This is a genomic window from Streptomyces sp. NPDC037242, assembly GCF_055604165.1.
In genome coordinates, this window is the sequence record NZ_JBVJUY010000015.1 from 132,415 (window position 1) to 155,820 (window position 23,406).

Annotated in this window: 20 protein-coding genes, 4 tRNA genes and 1 other RNA gene; 15 read left to right on the forward strand and 10 right to left on the reverse strand. The window is 71.8% G+C overall.

Going from position 1 to position 23,406, the window contains the following annotated elements; genetic code table 11:
- Positions 1-46 precede the first annotated feature (46 nt).
- Positions 47-655, reverse strand: a complete 609-nt coding sequence (locus ACZ7GJ_RS19785; RefSeq protein WP_470753286.1) for an HhH-GPD-type base excision DNA repair protein — start codon at positions 653-655, stop codon at positions 47-49.
- 130 nt (positions 656-785) lie between these two features.
- Between ACZ7GJ_RS19785 and ACZ7GJ_RS19790 the strand changes: the two genes are divergently transcribed.
- Together ACZ7GJ_RS19790 and ACZ7GJ_RS19795 are read left to right on the forward strand one after the other, a co-directional pair.
- The gene (locus tag ACZ7GJ_RS19790; protein ID WP_470753288.1) at positions 786-1,604 is read left to right on the forward strand and encodes a VOC family protein; all 819 of its coding nucleotides are present in this window, start codon (positions 786-788) and stop codon (positions 1,602-1,604) included.
- 11 nt (positions 1,605-1,615) lie between these two features.
- Complete coding sequence (locus tag ACZ7GJ_RS19795; protein WP_470753289.1) at positions 1,616-2,704, forward strand: TDT family transporter; 1,089 nt, start codon at positions 1,616-1,618, stop codon at positions 2,702-2,704.
- Between the two features lie 138 nt (positions 2,705-2,842).
- Here the strand turns inward: ACZ7GJ_RS19795 and ACZ7GJ_RS19800 are convergent, their stop codons facing one another.
- The gene (locus ACZ7GJ_RS19800) at positions 2,843-3,397 is read right to left on the reverse strand and encodes an SLAC1 family transporter (RefSeq protein WP_470753290.1); all 555 of its coding nucleotides are present in this window, start codon (positions 3,395-3,397) and stop codon (positions 2,843-2,845) included.
- 11 nt (positions 3,398-3,408) lie between these two features.
- Between ACZ7GJ_RS19800 and ACZ7GJ_RS19805 the strand changes: the two genes are divergently transcribed.
- The 3 genes from ACZ7GJ_RS19805 (at position 3,409) to ACZ7GJ_RS19815 (ending at position 5,215) form a co-directional block, all read left to right on the forward strand.
- Positions 3,409-4,314, forward strand: coding sequence for a LysR family transcriptional regulator (locus ACZ7GJ_RS19805; RefSeq protein ID WP_470753292.1), 906 nt, complete (start codon positions 3,409-3,411; stop codon positions 4,312-4,314).
- 96 nt (positions 4,315-4,410) lie between these two features.
- Positions 4,411-4,569, forward strand: coding sequence for a hypothetical protein (locus tag ACZ7GJ_RS19810; RefSeq protein ID WP_470753294.1), 159 nt, complete (start codon positions 4,411-4,413; stop codon positions 4,567-4,569).
- A gap of 13 nt (positions 4,570-4,582) precedes the next feature.
- Positions 4,583-5,215: a disulfide bond formation protein B gene (locus ACZ7GJ_RS19815; RefSeq protein WP_470753296.1), complete on the forward strand. Its 633-nt coding sequence runs from the start codon at positions 4,583-4,585 to the stop codon at positions 5,213-5,215.
- 62 nt (positions 5,216-5,277) lie between these two features.
- Here the strand turns inward: ACZ7GJ_RS19815 and ACZ7GJ_RS19820 are convergent, their stop codons facing one another.
- Both ACZ7GJ_RS19820 and ACZ7GJ_RS19825 read right to left on the reverse strand, forming a co-directional pair.
- On the reverse strand, positions 5,278-7,389 hold the full coding sequence (locus ACZ7GJ_RS19820) for an MMPL family transporter (RefSeq protein WP_470753297.1): 2,112 nt from the start codon (positions 7,387-7,389) through the stop codon (positions 5,278-5,280).
- A 693-nt stretch (positions 7,390-8,082) separates the two neighbouring features.
- A tRNA-Ser gene (locus tag ACZ7GJ_RS19825) sits at positions 8,083-8,170 on the reverse strand.
- A 107-nt stretch (positions 8,171-8,277) separates the two neighbouring features.
- Here ACZ7GJ_RS19825 and ffs point away from each other — a divergent pair.
- From ffs to ACZ7GJ_RS19855, 6 genes are all read left to right on the forward strand, one after another.
- Positions 8,278-8,376: signal recognition particle sRNA small type (gene ffs / locus ACZ7GJ_RS19830), an RNA gene on the forward strand.
- Between the two features lie 75 nt (positions 8,377-8,451).
- Complete coding sequence (locus ACZ7GJ_RS19835; protein ID WP_470753299.1) at positions 8,452-10,551, forward strand: DNA polymerase III subunit gamma and tau; 2,100 nt, start codon at positions 8,452-8,454, stop codon at positions 10,549-10,551.
- 60 nt (positions 10,552-10,611) lie between these two features.
- Positions 10,612-11,865, forward strand: coding sequence for a phosphoribosylamine--glycine ligase (purD, locus tag ACZ7GJ_RS19840; protein WP_470753300.1), 1,254 nt, complete (start codon positions 10,612-10,614; stop codon positions 11,863-11,865).
- 287 nt (positions 11,866-12,152) lie between these two features.
- Positions 12,153-13,778 carry a M48 family metalloprotease gene (locus ACZ7GJ_RS19845; protein ID WP_470753302.1) on the forward strand — a complete coding sequence of 542 codons (1,626 nt, stop codon included), beginning with the start codon at positions 12,153-12,155 and terminating at the stop codon, positions 13,776-13,778.
- 177 nt (positions 13,779-13,955) lie between these two features.
- Entirely contained in the window at positions 13,956-15,434 is a 1,479-nt protein-coding gene (locus ACZ7GJ_RS19850; protein ID WP_470753303.1) for a N,N-dimethylformamidase beta subunit family domain-containing protein, read from the forward strand.
- Positions 15,435-15,514: 80 nt separating this feature from the next.
- Positions 15,515-16,417: a phosphoribosylaminoimidazolesuccinocarboxamide synthase gene (locus tag ACZ7GJ_RS19855; protein WP_470753304.1), complete on the forward strand. Its 903-nt coding sequence runs from the start codon at positions 15,515-15,517 to the stop codon at positions 16,415-16,417.
- A 51-nt stretch (positions 16,418-16,468) separates the two neighbouring features.
- On the opposite strand, the gene ACZ7GJ_RS19860 is transcribed toward ACZ7GJ_RS19855, so the two are convergent.
- The 6 genes from ACZ7GJ_RS19860 to ACZ7GJ_RS19885 all read right to left on the reverse strand — a co-directional run bounded on the left by ACZ7GJ_RS19860 (position 16,469) and on the right by ACZ7GJ_RS19885 (position 19,211).
- Positions 16,469-16,541, reverse strand: a tRNA-Gly gene (locus ACZ7GJ_RS19860).
- 22 nt (positions 16,542-16,563) lie between these two features.
- Positions 16,564-17,175, reverse strand: a complete 612-nt coding sequence (locus ACZ7GJ_RS19865; RefSeq protein ID WP_393817870.1) for a response regulator — start codon at positions 17,173-17,175, stop codon at positions 16,564-16,566.
- The gene (locus tag ACZ7GJ_RS19870; RefSeq protein ID WP_470753306.1) at positions 17,172-18,407 is read right to left on the reverse strand and encodes a sensor histidine kinase; all 1,236 of its coding nucleotides are present in this window, start codon (positions 18,405-18,407) and stop codon (positions 17,172-17,174) included. Before ACZ7GJ_RS19870 ends, ACZ7GJ_RS19865 begins: the two co-directional genes overlap by 4 nt.
- A 173-nt stretch (positions 18,408-18,580) precedes the next feature.
- Positions 18,581-18,653 (reverse strand) — tRNA-Gly (locus ACZ7GJ_RS19875).
- A gap of 80 nt (positions 18,654-18,733) precedes the next feature.
- A tRNA-Gly gene (locus ACZ7GJ_RS19880) sits at positions 18,734-18,805 on the reverse strand.
- An 88-nt stretch (positions 18,806-18,893) separates the two neighbouring features.
- A complete protein-coding gene (locus tag ACZ7GJ_RS19885) occupies positions 18,894-19,211 on the reverse strand; it encodes a histone-like nucleoid-structuring protein Lsr2 (RefSeq protein ID WP_470753308.1) in 318 nt (105 codons plus the stop codon).
- Between the two features lie 350 nt (positions 19,212-19,561).
- Between ACZ7GJ_RS19885 and purS the strand changes: the two genes are divergently transcribed.
- From purS to ACZ7GJ_RS19905, 4 genes are all read left to right on the forward strand, one after another.
- On the forward strand, positions 19,562-19,807 hold the full coding sequence (gene purS, locus ACZ7GJ_RS19890) for a phosphoribosylformylglycinamidine synthase subunit PurS (RefSeq protein ID WP_042801325.1): 246 nt from the start codon (positions 19,562-19,564) through the stop codon (positions 19,805-19,807).
- Positions 19,808-19,809: 2 nt separating this feature from the next.
- Positions 19,810-20,490 (forward strand): phosphoribosylformylglycinamidine synthase subunit PurQ, encoded by a 681-nt coding sequence (gene purQ / locus ACZ7GJ_RS19895; RefSeq protein ID WP_384585275.1) that lies wholly within the window; start codon positions 19,810-19,812, stop codon positions 20,488-20,490.
- Positions 20,487-22,736 carry a phosphoribosylformylglycinamidine synthase subunit PurL gene (gene purL, locus ACZ7GJ_RS19900; RefSeq protein WP_365924489.1) on the forward strand — a complete coding sequence of 750 codons (2,250 nt, stop codon included), beginning with the start codon at positions 20,487-20,489 and terminating at the stop codon, positions 22,734-22,736. Before purQ ends, purL begins: the two co-directional genes overlap by 4 nt.
- 94 nt (positions 22,737-22,830) lie before the next feature.
- Positions 22,831-23,394 (forward strand): hypothetical protein, encoded by a 564-nt coding sequence (locus ACZ7GJ_RS19905; RefSeq protein WP_470753314.1) that lies wholly within the window; start codon positions 22,831-22,833, stop codon positions 23,392-23,394.
- Positions 23,395-23,406: the final 12 nt, after the last annotated feature.

Consider the following 23,406-nt stretch of genomic DNA (forward strand, 5'->3'; position numbering starts at 1 on the left):
GGGCCGGGTCTGACAATCGCCGGGGCCGCGGCCTCCGCTCCGTGCGTCAACTCGGTCCCTGAGCAGCCTTCTTCGCCTTGGCGGCCGCCTTCATCTCCTGCTTGTGCGCCCGCACCTTGGCCAGCGACTCGGGACCCGTGATGTCGGCCGCCGAGCGGTAGACGTTCGCCGGTCCGTAGCCCCCGGCGGCCTCGCGCCAGCCCTTGGGCCGGACGCCGAGCCGCTTGCCCAGCAGTGCCAGGAAGATCTGTGCCTTCTGCTCGCCGAAGCCGGGCAGCGCCTTCAGCCGGTCCAGCAACTCGGCGCCGGTACCGGCGTCCGCCCACAGTGCCGCGGCGTCCCCGTCGTAGTGCTCCACCAGGTACGCGCACAGCTGCTGCACCCGCTTCGCCATGGAACCGGGGTAGCGGTGCACGGCCGGCTTCTGCGAGAGCAGCGCCGCGAAGGCCTCCGGGTCGTACGCGGCGATGGCGTGGGCGTCGAGGTCGTCCGCGCCGAGCCGCCGGGCGATCGTGTAGGGCCCGGAGAACGCCCACTCCATCGGCACCTGCTGGTCGAGCAGCATCCCGACCAGCGCGGCGAGCGGGCTGCGGCCGAGCAGCTCGTCGGCCTCCGGCTGCTGGGCCAGCCGGATGGTGATGTCCTTCTTGTCCATGCCTCCAGCGTCCCGCGGGGCGGCGCTCCCCGCGCGGTCGGCGCACCGCGCGCCTAGCGTGGGAGCGACACGTACGACATGTGCGACACGTACGACAGGCATGTGCACACGACACAGGAGTCGATCGATCATGGCTGAGTTCAAGGAAGGCGCGCCCTGCTGGGTGGACGCGATGTTCTCCGACGTGGAGGGCGCCAAGACCTTCTACGGCGACGTGCTGGGCTGGACCTTCGGAGAGGCGTCGACCGAGTTCGGCAACTACACGCAGGCCTACTCCGACGGCAAGGCCGTGGCGGCCGTGGTCCCGCCGATGCCGGGGGGCGAGGCGCCTTCGCAGTGGTGCCTGTACTTCGCCTCGCCCGACGCGGCGGCCACCGCCGAGAAGGTCAAGGCCGCGGGCGGTGAGCTCCTGATGGAGCCGATGCAGGTGGGCAGCTTCGGCACGATGCTGATCGCGAAGGAGCCGAGCGGCGCGGTCTTCGGCGTCTGGCAGCCGGGTGAGCACAAGGGCTTCGAGAAGATGGGCGAGCCGGGCTCGTACGCGTGGGCCGAGGTCTTCACCCGGGAGCCCGACAAGGCGGACGGCTTCCTGGCGAAGGTCTTCCCGTACGGGGCCCAGCAGATGGAGGCCGGCGACGACCCCGGGACGGAGGGCATGGACTTCAAGGTCTTCAGCGTGGGCGGCAAGGACAACCCGGTGCTGGGCCGGATGAAGATGGGCGACGAGTTCCCGCCGCAGATCCCCTCCTACGTCCAGGTCTACTTCGCGGTCCCGAACTGCGACGAGGCGGTCGCGAAGACCAAGGCCCTCGGGGGCAAGCTGCACTTCGGCCCGATGGACAGCCCGTTCGGCCGCTTCGCAGCGGTGACGGATCCCCAGGGCGCGGCCTTCGCCGTGATCGACATGTCGACAACGGTGGGCGAGATGCCGAGCATGTCGGACGCCTGACGGGATAGCCGGTGCCACGCCAGGAGGGCGGTAGGGCCGCCTTCGCGCGCCACCTCGGACCGAACTGGTACGCCTCGGTGATGGGCACCGCCATCGTCGCCAACGCGGGCGCCGGCCTGCCGCTGTCCTTCCCGGGCCTGCGCACGTTCTGCCTGCTCTTCTGGGCGTTGTCCCTCGTGATGCTCGCCCTGCTGCTCACCGCCCGCGGCGCGCACTGGATCCACCACCGCGACCAGGCCCGCGCCCATCTGCTCGACCCCGCGATGGCCCCGTTCTACGGATGCCTCGCCATGGCCCTGCTGGCGGTCGGCGGCGGCACGATGCTCGTCGGCAAGGACTGGATCGGCCTGCGTGCGGCCGTCGCCGTGGACACGGTGCTGTTCACGGCCGGCACGGTCGTCGGGCTGGGGGCCGCGGTCGCGATCCCGTACCTCATGGCCGCCCGGCACGGCCTGCGGCCCGGCAGCGCCTCACCCGTCTGGCTGCTGCCGATCGTCGCGCCCATGGTCTCCGCGGCGCTCGGCCCCCTGCTGCTGCCGCACGTGCCGGCCGGGCAGTGGCGGGAGGCCCTGCTGCTCGGCTGCTACGGCATGTTCGGGCTGAGCCTGCTGGCGACGCTGGTGATGCTGCCCGTCGTCTTCACGCGGCTGCTGACGGGCCCGCGGCTGCCGCTGTTCCTCGTGCCGACGCTGTTCCTCGTACTCGGGCCGCTCGGGCAGTCCGTGACCGCGGCCAACAAGTTCGCCGACGTGGCGCCCCACGTGGTCCAGGACCCGTACGCGCAGGGGTTCGGGATGCTCGCGGTGCTCTACGGGGTCCCGGTGACGGGCTTCGCGCTGCTGTGGCTCGCGCTCGCGAGCGCGGCCGTCCTGCGCGCCCGGCGGCAGGGGATGGGCTTCGCCATGACGTGGTGGGCCTTCACCTTCCCCGTCGGCACCTGCGTGACCGGCGCGGAGGGGCTGGCCCGGCACACGGGACTGCACGCCTTCGACTGGCTGACCGTCGCCCTGTACGCGTTCCTGCTCGCGGCCTGGGCCGTGACGGCCTGCTTCACCCTGCGCGGACTCCTGCGCGGGACGCTGCTGCCCCGGACGGCCTGACGGCGGCGGGGGCCGCTGCGGGGGCCAGGAAGAGGGTCCCGCTCAGTGCGGCGCGGGCGGTGCGTACGGCGAAGCCGGTGGTTCCGGTGACGCTGGTGCCGACGGGGAAGGTGGAGCCCCACCAGGCCAGGACCATGGTCAGCCGCAGCTGCCCGGCGGGGGTGTGCGCGATGAGCAGCCGCCCATCGCGGCCGAGACCATCGGGGGCACGACGGGCATCAGCCAGCCGCCGAACGCCGCGTCGGGCGCCATCCGGTGACGGGTGATCATGCGGTACGGAACGGTGAACGCGACCAGCGGGCCGAGCGCCGTACCGGCCAGCCACAGCACCCAGTCGACGGCCACCGCGGCGTCGGGGCCGATGACGTCGCGGCCCAGCAGCAGGGTGCCCGCGCCGATGGTCATCAGGGCCATCGGAGGGGCGCCGTAGAACGGCGACATCACGGGGTGGGCGCCGTGGCCGCGGACGGCGTCCCGGTGCCGTACCCACTGCACGGCCCAGGCGACCGCCAGCGCGGCCAGCAGCAGGGCGGCGACGGCCCGTACGACGGTGGCGGCGGTACGCAGCCCGGGGAACCGGAGGGGCAGGGCGGCGGCCGCGTTGGCGACGATGCCGGTACCCATCACCGAGGCGAACCCCACGCTCCGGCGGACGCGCCGCCGCGGGTAGCGCCAACGGATCGATGGATCCATAGGATCGTTCTATGCGTCTCTCCCCGCGGGTCCCCGACCTCTCCGCCCTCGACCTCCTCCTCAGCGTCATCGAGCTGGGCAGCATGGGCCGGGCCGCCGAGGCGCACGGCATCAGCCAGCCCTCGGCCAGCTCCCGGATCCGCTACCTGGAGAAGCTGGTCGGCGTGCCCGTGCTGGAGCGCACCACCCTCGGGTCCAGGCCCACCGAGGCCGGGGCGCTGATCGCCGAGTGGGCGCAGACCGTGATGGCGGCGGCCCGGCAACTGGACGCGGGCATCGACACGCTCCGCGCCCAGCGCCATTCCCACCTGCACGTGGCCGCGAGCCAGACCATCGCCGAGTACCTCTTCCCCGAGTGGCTGGTGGCCCTGCGCACGCACGCGCCCGCCACCGCCATCGCGCTCCAGTCCGGGAACTCGGCCGATGTGGCGCAGGCCGTCCTGGAGGGCCGTGCCGAGATCGGCTTCATCGAGGGTCCGCGGGCGCCGAAGGGGCTGCAGAGCCGGCTGGTCGCGCGGGACCGGCTCGTCGTCGTGGTGGCCCCGGGCCACCCGTGGGCGCGGCGCACCGCGGTCGCGCTCGACGAGCTCGCCGGTACGCCGCTCATCCAGCGGGAGCCCGGCTCGGGGACCCGTATGGCCTTCGAGCAGGCCGTCGCCGCCCGGCTGCCCGGCTGGGAGCCGAGCGCCCTGCTGGAGCTGTCCTCGACCACGGCGATCAAGCGGGCGGCGGCCTCGGGGGTGGGGCCGGCGGTGGTCAGCTCGCTCGCGGTGGAGTCGGAACTGGCGGCCGGGACCCTGAAGTCGCCCCCGGTGGCGGGCCTGGAGCTGGAGCGCTCGCTGCGCGCGGTCTGGCCGGCCGGCCAGAGCCTGGCCGGTCCCGCCCGGGACCTGTACGCCATCGCGCGACGGTCATAGAACGGCCCTATGGATCCATTGATCCGGTGGCGCTACCGGCGCGAGGTGACCCGGCCGAGAGTGAAGGCAAGAGCCTTCCGATGAAGCAGGGACACCATGTACACCATCCTCTTCCTCTTGATCTCCATATGCGTATGGGCGGTGCTGCGCGACTGGTCGCGCAGGGCGCGACTGCTGCTGTGGGCGGGAACCCTGGTCGTCACGACCCTCGCGTTCCTCCCCCACCTCGACCGCGCCTTCAACCTGAGCTTCTGAGGAGGACCCGAAAATGACCACCGTCGCCCCCGCCCCCGTCCCTGTCGCCGCCGCCCGGCTGTCGAACCGCCTCGGCCTCTGGTTCGCCCACGCCTACGTCCTCGGCATGTGCGCCACCATCGGCGGCGCCTACGTCTTCCAGTTCGGGCTGTGGGAGTACCCCTGCCCCATGTGCCTGCTGCAGCGCATGTTCATGCTGCTCAGCGCCCTCGGCCCCGCCATGATCATCGCCCGCTCCCGCAAGGGTTCGGTGACCACCGGCGAGTTCGCCTCCGGCTGGGGCATCGCCATCGTCTCCGCGCTGATCGGCAGCACCGTCTCCGGAGCCCAGGTGCTGATGCACATCGTGCCCCCGGACCCCGGCTACGCCGGCGCCCTGTTCGGCCTGCACCTCTACACCTGGGCCGCCATCACCTTCCTGGTCGCCGTCCTCGCCGCCGCCGTCAACCTGGTCCTGACCCAGGTGGCCCGGCCCCTGGACGCCGCACAGACCTCCCCCGCCCTGCGGCGGGCGGCCATCGTCACCCTGGCCGTCCTGGCCTTCGTCGCGGTCAGCAACCTGGTCGCCTGCTTCTTCCTCCAGGGCTTCCACTGGCAGATGCCCGGCGACCCCACCAGCTACCAGTTCTTCACCGACCTCTTCTGACCCGGCCGCTCCGCAGGCAGCGCAGAAGGCCCCGCCCGGTTTCCCGGTCGGGGCCTTTCGGGTCACATGCCGCTGAGCGCGGGTTCGAGGTCGGGCTTGTCCGCCGGCGACCCGGGGACCTCGTGCTGCCTGAACAGTTTGCTGGGCCACCACATCCATCGACCCACGTCCACGGTCAGCGCGGTGACCAGCACCGAGCGGACGATCATGGTGTCCAGCAGCACGCCGAACGCCACCGCGAACCCGAGCTCGGCCGCGAACACCAGCGGCAGCGAGGCCATCGCCGCGAAGGTGCCGGCCAGCACCAGACCCGCCGAGGTGATCACGCCCCCGGTCGTGGACAGACCCGTCAGCGCGCCGCGCCGGGTGCCGTGCAGCAGCGCCTCCTCGCGTACGCGGGTGACCAGGAAGATGTTGTAGTCGATGCCCAGGGCGACCAGGAACACGAACGTCAGCAGCGGGAAGGAGGCTTCCGCGCCGGCGAAGTCGAACACATGGTTGAACACCAGGCTGCTCACGCCGATGGCCGCTGCGAACGACAGCACCACCGTCGCCATGAGCAGCAGCGGCGCGACGATCGCCCGCATCAGCAGCGCGAGGATCAGCAGCACCACCACCAGCACGATGGGGATGATCACCCTGGAGTCGCGGGCGGCCGCCTTCTGCGTGTCGAGCATGATCGCCGTGCTGCCGCCGACCTGGGCATCCGCACCCTCGACCTCGTGGACCGCGGTTCTGGCCCGCTCGACGGTGCGTATCGCGGCCTTGCTGCTGGGGTCGTCCGCGAGCTCCCCGAGCAGGATGGCCTCGCCGTCCTTGACCATCGGCGGCAAGACGCCGACGACTCCCGGTACGCCGGCCAGCGCGGTCCGCACCTGCTCCGCCGAGGCTGCCTTGGCCACGACGAGGACGGGGTCGCCCGCCCCGGCCGGGAAGTGCTCGGACTGGATCTTCTCGCCGACGGCCATCTGCGGTGTGCCGGTGAACTGGTCCTTGTTGGAGAGTCCGTCGGCCTTGAGCCCGAACATCCCGATCGCCATGACGCCGAGGACGAGCGTGGTGCCGATCCACACGATCCGCGGTCGGCGGGAGACCGAGGTGCCGACCCGGGTCCAGATGCCTTCCTTCGCCGTCTCGGCGGAGCCGTACGTCGGCTTCACCGGCCAGAAGATCCAGCGGCCGCAGACGACCAGCAGGGCCGGCATCAGGGTGACCATGGCGAGCAGCCCGACGAGGATGCCGACGGCGCAGGCCGGCCCGAGCCCCTGGGTGGAGCTGAGGGTGGCCAGCGTCAGCAGCGTCAGGCTGACCGCGACGGTCGCGGCGCTGGCGATGATCGCGGGACCGGAGCGGTACAGGGCCTCCGCCATCGCCTCGTGCCGGTCCTCGTGCCGCAGCAGCTCTTCCCGGTACCGCGAGATGAGCAGGAGCGCGTAGTCGGTGGCGGCGCCGAACACCAACACGGTCAGGATGAAACTGGTCTGCTTGTTGACGACGAGTCCGGCGTTCTTCGCCAACAGGTAGATCACCGCCTCCGACGTGACCAGGGCGACGCCCACGGTCAGCAGGGGCAGCAGGGGCAGCAACGGGCTGCGGTAGGTGAGCAGCAGCATCACGACGACCACCAATGCGGTGATCGTGGTCAGGGCGCCCCCTCCGCTGAACGCCTTGATCGAGTCGGACGCGTGCCCGGCCGGTCCGGTGACGTGGAAGCCGAGGCCGTTGGCGTTCTCGGCGCCGACCTTGGTCAGCGCGTCGACGCTCTTGCCGATCCCCTCCCAGCCCGTCTTGTCCTTGCGGAGCTGGACCACGGTCTGGATGGCCTTGCCGTCCTGGGCCTTCAAGGGCCCCTGCGGCTGCCCCACAACGCCTTCCATGCCCTTGAAGGCGTCGACGTCGGCCCGGGCCTCGGCCATGTCGGCAGGGGTGATGCCCTCGGGCCGGTCGTAGATCACGATCGCGGGCACGGTGTCGGCACGCTGGAAGTTCTCGGCCCGGGCGACGACCTTGGTCGACTCCGCGTTACCGGGCAGCCAAGCCGAATTGTCGTTCTTCTCGACGTCGCCGAGTTGGCCGGCCAGCATCAGGACCGGTATCAGCAAGGTCGCCCAGAGGGCGAGGACGACCCATTTCCCCACTCTTCCACCGGGCAACGAAGCCAGTCTTCGCATCATGTTGGTTCCTCAGGGTTCAGTGACGCGAGAGAGCGTGTCGTCTCGGCTCTCACCGCCGCGGATGCGTTCCGGACTACGAGCGACGCAGGCCCCCGGATTGTGAGGTCCGCCCCCCGAAATGTGACCCACGCCTCATCGGCGACCTCCGATGCCCGGCAGAGGTGCACCGTCCCACGGCCCACGCGCCAGAAGGCCGGAACAGGGCTAGCGTCTTCTTCATGAGCGACGAGAGAGGACTACCGCGAGCCATCATGCGGCTCGTGCGGAGCAGCTCGGGGCGCATCGGCTACGAGGTATCCGTTCCCGCAAGAGGCGAAGCCGGGCAGCCTCCTGGTTGGACAACCAGCGAGCACTGGCACCGGGAGATTCGAAGTAGGGCAGATGCCCAGCAGATCGCGAATGATGACGGCCACGCCTTCGAAGAGGGCGGCCCCATCTGGGATGACCTGCCAAAAACCTAGAACGCAGGACCCCACGCGGGCGTCGGCGGCCGAACCCCCGCCAGCCGCGGCACCAACCTCCCCGGACAACACACCCAGGCTCCCGCCGCGCAGACGGGTTCGTTGAGCGGCTCGCAGCGGCCCCGTTCGAGGGTCTGGAGTTCGGGCAGCGCCGGGACAGGCCATGGACCGGGCAACGCAGAAGGCCCCGGCCGGTTTCCCGGTCGGGGCCTTCAAGTGCCCGGTGAGGCACTGGCGGAGGATACGAGATTCGAACTCGTGAGGGGTTGCCCCCAACACGCTTTCCAAGCGTGCGCCCTAGGCCACTAGGCGAATCCTCCGCCGCAAACAATACAAGACGTTGAGGGGTGCTCGCGAACGTGATCGCCGAGCGGGGTTCGGGGAGGTGCCCGGCTCGATTCTGGGGCGCTCCATCCGCTAGGGTGGGGTCAGCCCCTCACGTGGCGCTATCTCACCCAACTCCCCCAGGGCCGGAAGGCAGCAAGGGTAAGTGGGCTCTGGCGGGTGCGTGAGGGGCGCTTTGCGTTCCGGGACGGTTCGGGCGGGCCCCGCTGTCGCCGGTGGGCCGCCGTTGTCGGCGGGCCCGGATAACCTCGTAGACGTGTCGTCCCTTGCGCTGTACCGCCGCTATCGCCCCGAGTCGTTCGCCGAGGTCATCGGGCAGGAGCATGTCACTGCACCGCTGATGCAGGCCCTGCGGAACAACCGGGTCAATCACGCGTACCTGTTCAGCGGCCCCCGCGGCTGTGGCAAGACCACCAGCGCGCGCATCCTCGCCCGCTGCCTGAACTGTGAGCAGGGTCCCACCCCGACCCCCTGCGGGGAGTGCCAGTCCTGCCGGGACCTGGCGCGCAACGGGCCGGGCTCCATCGACGTCATCGAGATCGACGCCGCCTCGCACGGTGGTGTGGACGACGCCCGCGACCTGCGCGAGAAGGCCTTCTTCGGCCCCGCCTCCAGCCGGTACAAGATCTACATCATCGACGAGGCCCACATGGTCACCTCGGCGGGCTTCAACGCCCTGCTGAAGGTCGTCGAGGAGCCGCCGGAGCACCTCAAGTTCATCTTCGCCACCACCGAGCCGGAGAAGGTGATCGGGACCATCCGCTCCCGGACCCACCACTACCCCTTCCGGCTCGTCCCGCCCGGCACCCTGCGCGACTACCTCGGCGAGGTCTGCGGACGCGAGGGCGCCAAGGTCGAGGACGGCGTGCTGCCGCTGGTCGTGCGGGCCGGCGCCGGCTCCGTGCGTGACTCGATGTCCGTCATGGACCAGCTGCTCGCCGGCGCCGCCGACCAGGGTGTGACGTATGCCATGGCGACCTCCCTGCTCGGCTACACCGAGGGGTCCCTGCTCGACGCCGTCATCGACGCCTTCGCCGCCGGGGACGGCGCGGCCGCCTTCGAGGTCGTCGACCGCGTCGTCGAGGGCGGCAACGACCCGCGCCGCTTCGTCGCCGACCTGCTGGAGCGCCTGCGCGACCTGGTGATCCTGGCCGCCGTGCCCGACGCCGGGGAGAAGGGGCTGATCGACGCCCCCGCCGATGTCGTGGAGCGGATGCAGGCCCAGGCCTCCGTCTTCGGCGCCGCCGAGCTGTCGCGCGCGGCCGACCTGGTCAACACCGGACTCACCGAGATGCGCGGCGCGACCTCGCCCCGCCTGCAGCTGGAGCTGATCTGCGCCCGGGTGCTGCTGCCCGCCGCTTTCAGCGACGAGCGGTCCTTCCAGGCCCGGCTCGACCGCCTGGAGCGCAGCGGCCCGCCCGCCGGGTTCGTGGCCGCGCCGGCCGCCCCGCCCGCCATGGCCTACGTCCCCGGCCCCGAGGCGCACGTCATGGCCCCGCCCGCGCACGCGGCTCCCGCCGCCCCGGTCGCTCCCCCCGCGCCCGTCGCCCCCGCCGCGGCTCCCGCGCCCGTCGCCGTACGGGCCCCCGCGCCCGAGGCGCCCGCCCCGGCCCCCGCGGCCCCGGCCCCCGCCGCGCCCGCGCCCGGCGCGTGGCCCGGCGCCGCCCAGCCCGGCGGTGGCGCCGCCCCCGGTGCCTGGCCCAGCGCCGCCGGGCAGGGTTCCGCCCCGCAGGCCGCCGCCCCGGCCCCGGCCCCCGTGGCCGCCGCCCCCGCGCCCGCCCCGGCCGCCGCCGCGCCGTCGCCCGGCATGGCCGCCGGCGCAGGGCAGGTCCAGGCGATGTGGCCCTCCGTCCTGGAGGCCGTCAAGAACCGCCGCCGCTTCACCTGGATCCTGCTCAGCCAGAACGCCCAGGTCGCCGGCTTCGACGGCACCACCCTCCAGCTCGGCTTCCCCAATGCCGGCGCCCGCGACAACTTCGCGAGCAGCGGCAGCGAGGAGGTGCTCAAGGCGGTCCTGGCCGAGCAGTTCCAGGTCAACTGGAAGATCGACGCCGTCGTGGGCGGCGGAGCACCCGCCCCGCTCCAGACGTCCTCCTACGCCGCACCGCCCGCCCCCGCCTACAGCCCGCCGCCCCCGGTGCAGCAGGCCCCCGCACCGCACGCCCCGCAGTACCAGCCGCAGCAGCCCGCCCCCGCGCCGCAGCCGCCCGTACAGCAGGCGCCCCCGCCGGTCGCGCCCGAGGACGACGTACCGGAAGAGGACGATCCCGATCTGGTCGAGAGCGCGCTGACCGGACACGACCTCATCGTGCGCGAGCTCGGAGCCACCGTTGTGGAGGAATACACGAACGAGTAGCGGCCCAGGATTGGGTGGCCGCACGAAAGGGAACCGGCCGCGCGGGCTAGGCTGAGCAGCGTGAAGGTCCTCGTCATCGGCGGCGGCGCCCGCGAACATGCCCTGTGCCGCTCTCTGTCCCTCGACCCCGACGTCAACGCGCTGTACTGCGCCCCCGGCAACGCCGGCATCGCAGAGGTGGCCGAGCTGCGCCCGGTCGACGCCCTCGACGGTGACGCCGTGGCCGCTCTCGCCACCGAACTCGGCGCCGACCTGGTCGTCGTCGGCCCGGAGGCCCCGCTCGTCGCCGGCGTCGCCGACGCCGTGCGCGCCGCCGGCATCCCCGTCTTCGGCCCGTCCGGCGAGGCGGCCCAGCTGGAGGGCTCCAAGGCCTTCGCCAAGGACGTGATGGCCGCGGCCGGGGTCCCGACCGCGCGCAGCTACGTGTGCACCACCCCGGAGGAGGTGGACGCGGCCCTCGACGCCTTCGGCGCCCCGTACGTCGTCAAGGACGACGGCCTCGCCGCCGGCAAGGGCGTCGTGGTCACCGAGGACCGGGCCGCCGCCCGCGCGCACGCGCTCGGCTGCGACCGGGTGGTCATCGAGGAGTTCCTCGACGGCCCCGAGGTCTCGCTGTTCGCCATCACCGACGGCGTCACCGTGCTGCCGCTCCAGCCCGCGCAGGACTTCAAGCGCGCGCTGGACGGGGACGAGGGCCCCAACACCGGTGGCATGGGCGCGTACTCCCCGCTGCCCTGGGCCGACCCCAAGCTGGTCGACGAGGTCATGGAGCTGGTCCTCCAGCCGACCGTGGACGAGCTGCGCCACCGCGGCACGCCCTTCTCCGGGCTGCTCTACGCGGGCCTCGCCATCACCAGCCGCGGGACCCGGGTCATCGAGTTCAACGCCCGCTTCGGCGACCCCGAGACCCAGGTGGTCCTGGCCCGGCTGCGCACCCCGCTCGCGAGCGTGCTGCTGAACGCGGCCAACGGCACCCTGGCCGCCGAACCGCCGCTGAGCTGGAGCGAGGACGCCGCCGTCACGGTGGTCATCGCCTCGCACAACTACCCGCAGACCCCGCGCACCGGGGACCCGATCGAGGGCCTGGCCGAGGTGGCCGAACAGGACGCCCCCGACGCGTACGTGCTGCACGCCGGCACCCGGCGCGAGGGCGACGCGGTCGTCAGCGCGGGCGGCCGCGTGCTGTCGGTGACGGCGACCGGCTCCGACCTGGCACAGGCGCGCGAGAAGGCGTATAAGGCGCTCGGCCGCATCAGGCTCGACGGCTCGCAGCACCGTACGGACATCGCGGCCAAGGCGGCCGAAGGCCGCTGACCGGCGGCTCAGCACCCGCGCGGGCCCGGTACGCACACGGTGCGGCCGGGCCCGCGCGCGTGGCCGCACGCGACTGCCTCCGGCAGCGTTCGAGCGCATCCACCTTTACCCAAAGCCATTCCATCGGGTGATCGTCACCCGGTCCGCCTGACGCCCGCCCGCGCCCCAACTATGGTGCGGCGGAAGCATTCCGGCACTTGGCCCACCGGCATTGCGATGTCAGTGGCTGGTGTCACAGTGGGGGAGTGAGCAAAGCCGCCGCAGGGCAGAGGGGGTGAGGTCCGGCCGTGTCCGGAACCGGTTCGATCGTGGAAGTGGGCGCGCCGTCCGCGCGCTCCCGGGCCCTTGCCGTGCTGCGCGTGCGCAGCAGGGCGCTGGCCCTCGGGCTGCTGCCCGCCGCCTTCGCGGTGGTGCTGGTGAGCGCCCGGATGACGGGCCGGCTGGCCGGTGACCCCTGGCCGGCGGTGACCCTCGTCGTGTGCGCGGTCGCCGCGCTGGTGCTGCTGGTCGGCGGGATCTTCGCCGCCGTGGTGCTGCGGGCGAGCCCTGCCGTGACGCCGACGGTGCCGCTGTCGGAGGCCGCCGCGCCGGATCTCTACCGGCTCGTGCGGGACTTGGCGGACCGGATGGACGTCCCGGCCCCCTCCGCGATAGCGCTGACCCCGGACTGCGACAGCTGGCTGGAGGACCGCACCCATGCGGCGCACCGCCGGGGCGGCGCGCGGACGTCCGCCGGCATAGCCGCAGCGCCCGGTCCGGAGTCCGAGCCCGGCGCGGCACCGGTGCTGGTGATCGGCTCGCCGTTCCTGTGGTGGATGCGGGTCGCGGAGCTACGGGCCGTACTCGCGCCCGTCGTTGCCGGTACGGGCCCTTCCGCGCACCCGGACATAGCCGATGCGCGTGGTTTCGTACGGGGCCTCGACGCCGCGGTCGACGTGGGCAACCGGCGCGGCCTGGGCTGGATCGCCGCCCCCGCCCGGCTGCTGCTGCGGCTGTGCCGGGTGGACGCCGCCGAGATGGAGCGCGGGGTCGCCGCCGCCGCGTCCGAGCGTGCGCACGGTGTGGACTACGGGCTGCGCATCGTCGCCCAGGAGCAGGTCGGCCTGGCCTACGCGGGCTGGGACCGGCTGCTGACCCGGGTCGCGCTGCCCGCCTGGCGGATGGGCCGGTGGCCGGCGCACCTCGATGCGGGAGTGGTCTCGGCGCTGACCGAGCTGTCCCGGCGGGACCGGTTGGCCGAGGGGTTCACCTCGCGGCTGGGCGAGCGCCCGGCGTGCGACCTGCTGGAGCAGCCGGGGACGGTCGACGAGGCGACTTCGCTGCTGGCCGCGCGGCTCTTCCACGGCGGTCCGGCCGAGGCCGGGCCGGACTGGTCGCCGGTGGACTGGGCGGCGTATCCGGAAGAGGTCGTGGACCGCAAGTGGCGTACGGAGGCGGCGCGGTTGCTCGCCGCGCTGGACGCACTGTCCACCCCGGCCGCTTCCACGGTGGAGCGGGTGCTGGGCTTCCTCTCCGACACCGGTGGCACGGGCACGGCCGGGGAGGCGTTGGCCGGCCGGCTCAGCGGAGACCTCGCGCGGGAGGAGCGGGCCGACTCGGCCGCGGGATCCGCCGGGGTGAAGGCGCGGGGTGCGCACACCCTGCCGCTGTTCCCGCTCCAGCCGCCGCGCAGCGGGCGTGACCTGCTGGCCGATCACGTGACGGCGATGGTGTGCTGCGCGGCCGTGGATTCGGCCGGGGCCGCCCCGGGGCTGGACTGGCTCGACGGCCCGGTGCTGCTGGTCGGCGGCGAGCGGCGGGCCGATCTGGCGCCGCGCGTGCTGTGCCTGGTGGAGGACGGCGACCCCGAGCCCCTGCGCGACTGGCTCGCCGCGGTCGGCGTCCGCCCGGAGAAGCCGGTCCGCCTGGTGTGACGGTTCGCCTCGTCTGACGGTCCCCCATGCCCCCCCGCGCGGGTAAGTCTTCGTACACAGAACCGGATTTCAATGTTCCGGTCTCGTCAATTCGCGACGAACGGTGACGGACTGCGTGCGTTATGTGATGTGCTGGGACCGGTCGCGACGTTCGGGGGCGCGAGGGAGGGGTGCGGTATGAGCGCGGAGCAGATCCGGCGTTGGGAGTCAGGTGCGCTCGCGCACGCGGTGACCGACCCCTTCGGGCAGGGCCCCCTGCCGTGGTTCCGGGGCAGCGAGCTGTACTTCGACGACACCGGGCAGGTCGTCCCCTGGTACGTCGACCCCGTGGTGGCCGCAGGCCAGAGCCCCCGCGTCCGCGGCAGCGGCGGCCCGCGCACCGCCGACGACGTGCACCGTCAGATCAAGGGGTTCGCCTCCACCGGAGCCGTCGCGCCCGGCGAGGCCATCGACTTCCACATCACCGTCGACCCGCCCCAGCAGTTCTCCGTCGACGTCTACCGCATCGGCCACTACGGCGGCGACGGCGCCTCCAAGATCACCACCAGCCCCCGGCTGTCCGGCATCGTCCAGCCGGCCCCCCTCACCGCCGACCGCACCGTCTCCTGCCACCACTGGTGGCTCTCCTGGCGGCTCCAGGTCCCCTCCTACTGGAGCATCGGCGCGTACGTGGCCGTCCTCACCACCGCCGACGGCTACCGCTCCCACATCCCCTTCACGGTCCGCGACGACCACCCCGCCGACCTGCTCCTGCTGCTGCCCGACATCACCTGGCAGGCCTACAACCTCTACCCCGAGGACGGCCGGACCGGCGCCAGCCTCTACCACGCCTGGGACGACGAGGGCCGCCTCCTCGGCGAGCAGGACGCGGCCATCACCGTCTCCTTCGACCGCCCCTACGCGGGCGCGGGCCTTCCCCTGCACGTCGGCCACGCCTACGACTTCATCCGCTGGGCCGAGCGCTACGGCTACGACCTCGCCTACGCCGACACCCGCGACCTGCACGCCGGCCGCATCGACCCCGCCCGCTACCGCGGCCTGGTCTTCCCCGGCCACGACGAGTACTGGTCGGCGCCCATGCGCCGTACCGTCGAGCGGGCCCGCGACCACGGCACCTCCCTCGTCTTCCTCTCCGCCAACACCATGTACTGGCAGGTCGAGCTGGCCCCCTCCCCCTCCGGGGTCGCCGACCGGCTCCTCACCTGCCGAAAACGCCGCGGCCCCGGCCGCCCCAGCCTCTGGCGCGAAGTGGACCGCCCGGAGCAGCAACTGCTCGGCATCCAGTACGCGGGACGCGTCCCCGAGCCCGCGCCCCTGATCGTGCGCAACGCCACCCACTGGCTCTGGGACTCCACCGGAGCCGCCGAGAACGACGAGCTGCCCGGCCTGGTCGCGGGCGAGGCCGACCGGTACTTCCCGCGCACCCAGCTCCCCGAGCACCAGGACCGGATCCTGCTCGCGCACTCCCCGTACGAGGACAGCGAGGGCCACCGCCGCCACCAGGAGACCTCGCTGTACCGGGCACCCAGCGGCGCACTCGTCTTCGCCTCCGGCACCTTCGCCTGGTCACCGGCCCTGGACCGGCCCGGTCACGTGGACGAGCGGGTCCAGCGGGCCACCGCCAATCTCCTCGACCGGATCTGCAAGCGCGACTGACCCCCCTGCCAGGGGCACCGGCTCCCGTGCGGGAGAATGAGCCAGCGCTCGTCGCTCGTACAGACACACAGGGAGACTCCGTGCCCGGATTCGTCGAAAAGCCCGAGCCGGTCCAGGTGCCCGGCCTCGTCCACCTCCACACCGGCAAGGTCCGCGACCTCTACCGCGACGAGGACGGCAACCTCGTCATGGTCGCCAGCGACCGCATCTCCGCCGCCGACTGGGTGCTGCCCACCGAGATCCCGGACAAGGGCCGCATCCTCACGCAGCTCTCCCTCTGGTGGTTCGAACAGCTCGCGGACCTCGTCCCGAACCACGTGATCAGCACCGAACTGCCCGCCGGCGCCCCCGCCGACTGGGCCGGCCGCACCCTGGTCTGCCAGAACCTGGAGATGGTCCCGGTCGAGTGCGTGGCCCGCGGCTACCTCACCGGCTCCGGCCTCGCCGAGTACAAGCAGACCCGTACGGTCTGCGGACTCGCCCTCCCCGAGGGCCTCGTGGACGGCTCCGAGCTGCCCGCCCCGATCTTCACCCCGGCCGCCAAGGCCGAGGTCGGCGACCACGACGAGAACGTCTCGTACGAGGAGGTCGCGCGCACCACCGGCGCCGAGACGGCCGCGCGGCTGCGCCAGACCACCCTGGCCGTGTACGGCCGCGCCCGGGACATCGCCCGCGACCGCGGGATCATCCTGGCGGACACCAAGTTCGAGTTCGGCTTCGCGCCCGACGGCACGCTCGTCGCCGCCGACGAGGTGCTGACCCCGGACTCCTCCCGCTTCTGGCCCGCCGACCTGTGGGAGCCGGGCCACAGCCAGCCCTCCTTCGACAAGCAGTACGTGCGCGACTGGCTCGCCTCCCCCGCCTCCGGCTGGAGCTCCAAGGGCGAACTCCCGCCGCCGGTCCTCCCGCAGGAGGTCGTCGAGCAGACCCGCGCCAAGTACGTCGAGGCGTACGAGCGGCTCACCGGCCAGACCTGGTCCTGAGACACGAAGAAGCCCCCCGGTCCGAGGACCGGGGGGCTTCTTGCATTACAGAGCGGACAACGCGACTCGAACGCGCGACATCCACCTTGGCAAGGTGGTGCTCTACCAACTGAGCTATGTCCGCATGCGCCGTAACGCGAGACCTACTATACCCAACCTCGCTCGCGTGCGAGACGCACTGCCGTGTGACGGTTCTCCGCACCCAGCTTCGTCGCCGCCGAGGACAGGTAGTTGCGCACCGTCCCCTGCGACAGCGAGGCCCGCTCCGCGATCTCCGCGATCGGGGCTCCGTCCCCCGCGAGTTCCAGGACCTCTGCCTCGCGGGCGGTCAGCGGAGAGTCCCCCGCGCTGATCGCGTCTGCCGCCAACTCCGGGTCCACATAACGGCCTCCGGCCTGCACGGTACGGATCAGCTCGGCCAGCCGCTGCGCCGAAACCGTCTTCGGGGCGAAGGCCCGCACGCCCGCGGCGAGGGCCCGCTTCAGGTGCCCGGGGCGTCCGTGACTCGTCACGATCATGACCTTGCAGTCGGGGAGTTCGGCCCGCAGGGATGTGGCCACGCTCACACCGTCCGCCCCCGGCATCTGCAGATCCAGCACCGCCACGTCCGGCCGGTGGGCCCGCGCCATGGCGAGCGCCTCCGGCCCTGTGGCCGCCTCGGCGACGACCAGCAGATCGTCCTCCAGGGCCAGCAGCGCGGCGAGCGCGCCCCGGATCAGGTGCTCGTCGTCGGCCAGCAGTACGCGTACGGGGCTCATGCCCGCGCCTCCAGTCGTTGCAGTTCCCGGCCCGGGACCACGGCCGTCAGCCGGTACCGGCCGCCGCCCACCGGGCCGGCGTCCAGCGTGCCGTCCACCACCGCGAGCCGCTCCCGCAGCCCGGTGAGTCCCGAGCCCGGCGGCCCGGCCGGCGCCTCGGGGGCGCCGTCGTTCTCCACCAGCAGCGTCAGCCGGGCCGGGGCCCCCGCCTCGGGGGCCGTCTCCGTGAGGCGGATCACGCAGTTGCGCGCGTCCCCGTGCCGCAGCACGTTCGTCGTCGCCTCGCGCACCACCCAGCCGAGCGCCGACTGCACCTCGGAGGGCAGCGCGCCTCCCGCCTCCATCTCGACCCGGCAGTCCATTCCGGCCGCGGACAGCACCCCGCGCGCGCCTTCCAGTTCCGCCGCGAGGTCCGCCTCCCGGTATCCGCGGACCACGTCCCGGACCTCCTTCTGCGACTCCCGGGCGATCCGCTGCACCTCGACCATCTGGTCCACCGCCTCGGGGCGCCCGCGCCGGGCCAACTGGACCGCCAGCTCGCTCTTGAGCGCGATCACCGCGAGGTTGCGGCCCATCACGTCGTGCAGGTCCCGGCCGAAGCGCAGCCGCTCCTCGGCCACCGCCAGCTGGGCCTGGAGCTCCCGGGCGTGGTCCAGCTCGTAGACCGTCTTCAGCAGCCAGGACGAGAAACCGCAGGCCCCGGCGAGCAATCCGCTGGTCACGAGGATGCCGACCCCGTAGCCGACGGCCTCCCCGCCGGGGTTGCCGGCGGCCAGGGCCGCGAACGCCGTCGCCAGGGCCGCGCCGGGTGCGACGTAGGTCATGTGGCGGACCTTGCGCAGGCTCAGCGTCAGGGAACCGGTGGCGAAGGCCACCATGTTGGCGACGAGGGTCGGGGTCACGCCGTCGTGGGTGATGGTGCCGGCGGACCGCAGGACCAGCGCGGTGGCCGACAGTACGCAGGTCAGTGCGAGGAGGGTCACGGCGAGCCGGACGGGGCGCTCGCGGCGCCCGAGCACCCAGTCCAGCGCCCGGGAGGACAGGACCCCGCACAGGACGACCTGCGCGCCGACGGGCAGCAGCCAGAAGAGGGCGGCCCGGCCCTCGGGCACGAGCCCGAGCAGGACCGCGAAACCTTCCAGCACCATGAAGAAGTGGAAGGACCAGCGCGTGTACAGCTCGACCTTCTGCGCGCTGCTGCGGTTCTTCCACCATCCGGTCAGCCTCGACACAGCCCCGGTCCCCCCGTCGTCCTCATGCCCCAAGCCTCGCCGCGATCATGCCGGAACGGGAGTGGGCGGTGTCATGGCCCCCGATGACATTTGTCATCGGGGATCGCCGGGATCATTGAGGCCGGGGACATACGACAAAGGCCCTGATCAATGATCAGGGCCTTTGCACTCTGAGCGGACGACGCGACTCGAACGCGCGACATCCACCTTGGCAAGGTGGTGCTCTACCAACTGAGCTACGTCCGCATGCTTGCGGCGACACGAATGTCGCTGCGATGCGTGCATCACTCTACCCGATCCACCGGAGTGGTCGGTAAAGCGTGCAGAGCGGGTGACAGGGATCGCACACTGCGCCTTCCCCCTGGAAGGGGGACGTTCTGCTACTGAACTACACCCGCACGACCTTCGAGGCTTTGACCTGCGGTCTGGCCCCTTGGCGTGATCCACACACTAGCGGACCCATGGGGGTGGATGGCAAATCGGCACTCAGTGGGCGCTGTTGTACGCCTCGTAGACCTTCTTGGGGATCCGGCCGCGGGGCGGCACGTCGAGCTGGTTCGACCGCGCCCAGGCGCGCACCACCGCGGGGTCCGGGGCGATGGCCGTGTGCTTGAAGGTCTTCCCGGAACGGGACTGGCGACGGCCCGCCGCCACGAAGGGGGCGAGGCTCTTCCGCAGTTTCTTTGCGTTCGCCAGATTGAGGTCGATCTCGTACGACTTACCGTCCAGCCCGAAGGTGACCGTTTCCGCCGCTTCTCCGCCGTCGATGTCGTCGGAGATCGTGACTACTACGCGCTGCGCCACGTATATCGGTCCCTTCGTGCGACACCGCTCCGCCCTGACGTGCGGTGATGTCGCCTGTGTGGATGTTTCGGAGCAATGCAACTTTCCGCCCCCGTCGCGAAGCGACAAATGCCACTGCCCCGGAGGATTCCTTTGTACCCCGATTCGCATTGTATTGCGAAGCCCAGTTAATTCTCTCCGCGTGTCCCACCGCAATGTCGAGCGCGTGGTTTTCCGGTGGATTTTGCGAAGCGTTGGTGAAGCCGAAACCGCCGGGAGATGGCGGCCAAGGGATATCTACCCGCGTAGAAATTTTGGCCGGGTACGCTGAGGGAACCGCCTTCGCACCAACCACCTCATCGGGAGTGCCAGTGGCACGCGTCGTAGTCGACGTCATGCTCAAGCCGGAGATCCTCGACCCCCAGGGCCAGGCGGTGCAGCGTGCACTGCCGCGTCTGGGCTTCGATGGGATCGCCGACGTCCGCCAGGGGAAGCGTTTCGAGCTGGAAGTGGAGGGACCGGTCGACCAGGCCGCCCTCGACCGCATCCACAAGATGGCCGAAACGTTCCTCGCCAACACCGTCATCGAAGACTTCACCGTGAAGGTCGAGGCCTGACGGTGACCACACGCATCGGAGTCGTCACGTTCCCCGGAACGCTCGACGACCGTGACTCGCTGCGCGCCGTCCGCCTCGCGGGGGCCGAGCCGGTCTCGCTCTGGCACCGCGACAAGGACCTGCACCAGGTCGACGCGGTCGTCCTCGCGGGCGGGTTCTCCTACGGGGACTATCTGCGCGCCGGAGCCATCTCCCGGTTCTCGCCGGTGATGGAGACCATCATCGAGCAGGCCAAGGGCGGCATGCCCGTCCTCGGCATCTGCAACGGCTTCCAGGTCCTCACCGAGGCCCACCTGCTGCCGGGGGCGATGCTCCGCAACAACCACCTGCACTTCATCTGCCGCGACCAGAAGCTGCGGGTGGAGAACGCGGAGACCGCGTGGACCGGCGACTACACCGCCGGCCAGGAGATCTCCGTACCGCTCAAGAACATGGACGGCCGGTACGTCGCCGACGAGCGCACGCTCGACGAACTGGAGGCCGAAGGCCGAGTGGCCTTCCGCTACCTCGACGTCAACCCGAACGGTTCGCTGCGCGACATCGCCGGCATCACCAACGCCGCGGGCAACGTCGTCGGCCTCATGCCGCACCCCGAGCACGCGGTCGAGCCCCTGATCGGGACGGGCCGCACCGACGGCCTGCCGTTCTTCACCTCGGTCCTGAAGAAGCTGGTCAGCGCATGAGCCTCGACACCGTCAAGAACGCCACCGAGACCCCGGACGCCTCCCAGCCCTGGAAGGAACTCGGCCTCAAGGAGGACGAGTACGCCCGGATCCGCGAGATCCTCGGCCGCCGTCCCACCGGCGCCGAGCTCGCCATGTACTCGGTCATGTGGTCCGAGCACTGCTCGTACAAGAGCAGCAAGGTCCACCTCGCCCAGTTCGGCAAGAAGGCCCCCAAGAACGACGCCATGCTCGTCGGCATCGGCGAGAACGCCGGCGTCGTCGACGTCGGCCAGGGCTACGCGGTCACCTTCAAGGTCGAGTCGCACAACCACCCCTCGTACATCGAGCCCTACCAGGGCGCGGCCACCGGCATCGGCGGCATCGTCCGCGACATCCTCGCGATGGGCGCCCGCCCGGTCGCCGTCGTGGACCCGCTGCGCTTCGGCGCGGCCGACCACCCCGACACCAAGCGCGTCCTGCCGGGCGTGGTCGCGGGCATCGGCGGCTACGGCAACTGCCTGGGCCTGCCCAACATCGGCGGCGAGGTCGTCTTCGACGCCTGCTACCAGGGCAACCCGCTGGTCAACGCCGGCTGCATCGGCGTCATGAAGCACGAGGACATCCACCTCGCCAAGGCCTCCGGCCCCGGCAACAAGGTCATCCTCTACGGCGCCCGCACCGGCGGCGACGGCATCGGCGGCGTCTCGGTCCTCGCGTCCGAGACCTTCGACGACACCAAGCCCACCAAGCGCCCCGCCGTCCAGGTCGGCGACCCCTTCCAGGAGAAGCTCCTCATCGAGTGCACCCTGGAGATCTTCAAGGAGAAGCTGGTCGCGGGCATCCAGGACCTCGGCGGCGCCGGGCTCTCCTGCGCGACCTCCGAGCTCGCCTCCGCCGGCTCCGGCGGCATGCGCGTCGAGCTCGACACCGTCCCGCTGCGCGACGCGACGCTCTCGCCCGAGGAAATCCTCATGAGCGAGTCGCAGGAGCGCATGTGCGCGATCGTCGAGCCGCAGTACGTCGACCGCTTCATGGAGATCTGCGAGAAGTGGGACGTCATCGCCACCGTCATCGGTGAGGTGACCGACGGCGAGCGCCTGGAGATCTTCTGGCACGGCGAGCAGATCGTGGACGTGCCCCCGGGCACCGTCGCCCACGAGGGCCCGGTCTACAACCGCCCGTACGCGCGCCCCTCCTGGCAGGACGCGCTCCAGGCGGACGACGCCGGCAAGCTGCCCCGCCCGCAGACCTCCGAGGAGCTCCGCGCGCAGGTCCTGGCCCTGGTCTCCTCCCCGAACCAGGCGTCGAAGTCCTGGATCACCGACCAGTACGACCGCTTCGTGCAGGGCAACACCGTCCTGTCGCAGCCCGAGGACGCGGGCATGGTCCGCATCGACGAGGAATCCAACCTCGGCGTCGCCATGGCCACCGACGGCAACGGCCGCTTCGCGAAGCTCGACCCGTACACGGGCGCGCAGCTGGCCCTGGCCGAGTCCTACCGCAACGTCGCCGCGACCGGCGCCAAGCCCCTCGCGATCTCCGACTGCCTGAACTTCGGCTCCCCCGAGGACCCGGACGTCATGTGGCAGTTCGCGGAGGCCTGCCGCGGTCTCGCGGACGGCTGCCTGGAGCTGGGCACCCCGGTGACCGGCGGCAACGTCTCGCTCTACAACCAGACCGGCGAGACCGCGATCCACCCGACCCCGGTCGTGGCGGTCCTCGGCGTGATCGACGACGTCAACCGCCGTACGCCGATGGCGTTCGCGGAGGCCGGCCAGCTGCTGTACCTGCTCGGCGACACGGCCGAGGAGTTCGGCGGGTCCGCCTGGTCCGAGGTCGTCCACAACCACCTGGGCGGCATGCCGCCGAAGGTGGACCTGGGCCGCGAGAAGCTGCTCGGCGAGATCCTGATCTCGGCCTCGCGCGACGGCATGATCGACGCCGCGCACGACCTGTCCGACGGCGGCGTGATCCAGGCGCTCACCGAGTCCTGCCTGCGCGGCGGCAACGGTGCGCGGATCGTGGTGCCCGAGGGCCTGGACGCCTTCACCTTCCTGTTCTCGGAGTCGGCCGGCCGGGCCATCGTGTCCGTCCCCCGCAGCGAGGAACTCCGCTTCACCGACATGTGCGGCGCCCGGGGCCTCCCGGCCGCGCGCATCGGTGTGGTGGACGGCGAGGAGATCGAGATCCAGGGCGAGTTCACGCTCCCCCTGGCCGAGCTCCGTACCGCCCACGAGGGGACGATCCCGGCGCTCCTCGCCTGATCACCGCTCTTCGCGCACGAGCCCCCGTTCGGAGTTCTCCGGACGGGGGCTCGTAGTTTCCGGCATGATGCCCGCACTGACGACGGGGGGACACATGTCCGAGAACAGAGGCCGAAGACTCGGTCCGGTCGGGGTGCTGGCGATCGTGGCCGCCGTGGGCGTGGGCGGCTGGTTCCTGTACGACTGGACCCTGACCCGCATGGACCGCGCGGACAGCCGGAAGCAGATCATCGAGGCCTGCCAGGGCCTGGTGGACCCGGAACGGGTGATGCGCCTCGGCCGCCCCGCGGACAAGGTGGACGGCAGCGGGCAGGGGAACCAGTGCGTGCTGCGCCGGGCCGGGGTGTTCGAGGGCCAGGAGGACATGTACGCGTTCTTCTCGCTCACCGTGGAGAACTCCAAGGGCCCCGTCACCGGTGACGGCCGGTTCGAGTACGACGGCGGTCGCAGCGTTGCGGTGACGGCGAAGTGCGCCACCGCGGTCGAGGGCACCGGGGTGACCTCCATCCGGGCCACGGCCACCTCCGAGTACGAGCGTCTCGACTTCGCCGACCCCCGGGAACTGGCCGCGCTGGCCCGGGAGGCCGCCCTGCGCTCCGCTGACCGGCAGCGCTGCGAGACCGTCCTTCCCGAGGTGCCGCCGGGGTTCGGCCGCTGAGGTCCGGCAGTC

Excerpts from the sequence above, each read along its gene's own strand:
- ACZ7GJ_RS19865 (WP_393817870.1), bottom strand. The coding sequence starts at position 17,175 with ATGAGCCCCGTACGCGTACTGCTGGCCGACGACGAGCACCTGATCCGG.
- ACZ7GJ_RS19905 (WP_470753314.1), top strand. The coding sequence starts at position 22,831 with ATGTCCGAGAACAGAGGCCGAAGACTCGGTCCGGTCGGGGTGCTGGCG.
- ACZ7GJ_RS19815 (WP_470753296.1), top strand. The coding sequence starts at position 4,583 with ATGACCACCGTCGCCCCCGCCCCCGTCCCTGTCGCCGCCGCCCGGCTG.
- ACZ7GJ_RS19790 (WP_470753288.1), top strand. The coding sequence starts at position 786 with ATGGCTGAGTTCAAGGAAGGCGCGCCCTGCTGGGTGGACGCGATGTTC.
- ACZ7GJ_RS19820 (WP_470753297.1), bottom strand. The coding sequence starts at position 7,389 with ATGATGCGAAGACTGGCTTCGTTGCCCGGTGGAAGAGTGGGGAAATGG.
- ACZ7GJ_RS19800 (WP_470753290.1), bottom strand. The coding sequence starts at position 3,397 with ATGGATCCATCGATCCGTTGGCGCTACCCGCGGCGGCGCGTCCGCCGG.
- ACZ7GJ_RS19805 (WP_470753292.1), top strand. The coding sequence starts at position 3,409 with ATGCGTCTCTCCCCGCGGGTCCCCGACCTCTCCGCCCTCGACCTCCTC.
- ACZ7GJ_RS19785 (WP_470753286.1), bottom strand. The coding sequence starts at position 655 with ATGGACAAGAAGGACATCACCATCCGGCTGGCCCAGCAGCCGGAGGCC.
- purL (WP_365924489.1), top strand. The coding sequence starts at position 20,487 with ATGAGCCTCGACACCGTCAAGAACGCCACCGAGACCCCGGACGCCTCC.
- ACZ7GJ_RS19850 (WP_470753303.1), top strand. The coding sequence starts at position 13,956 with ATGAGCGCGGAGCAGATCCGGCGTTGGGAGTCAGGTGCGCTCGCGCAC.
- ACZ7GJ_RS19810 (WP_470753294.1), top strand. The coding sequence starts at position 4,411 with ATGTACACCATCCTCTTCCTCTTGATCTCCATATGCGTATGGGCGGTG.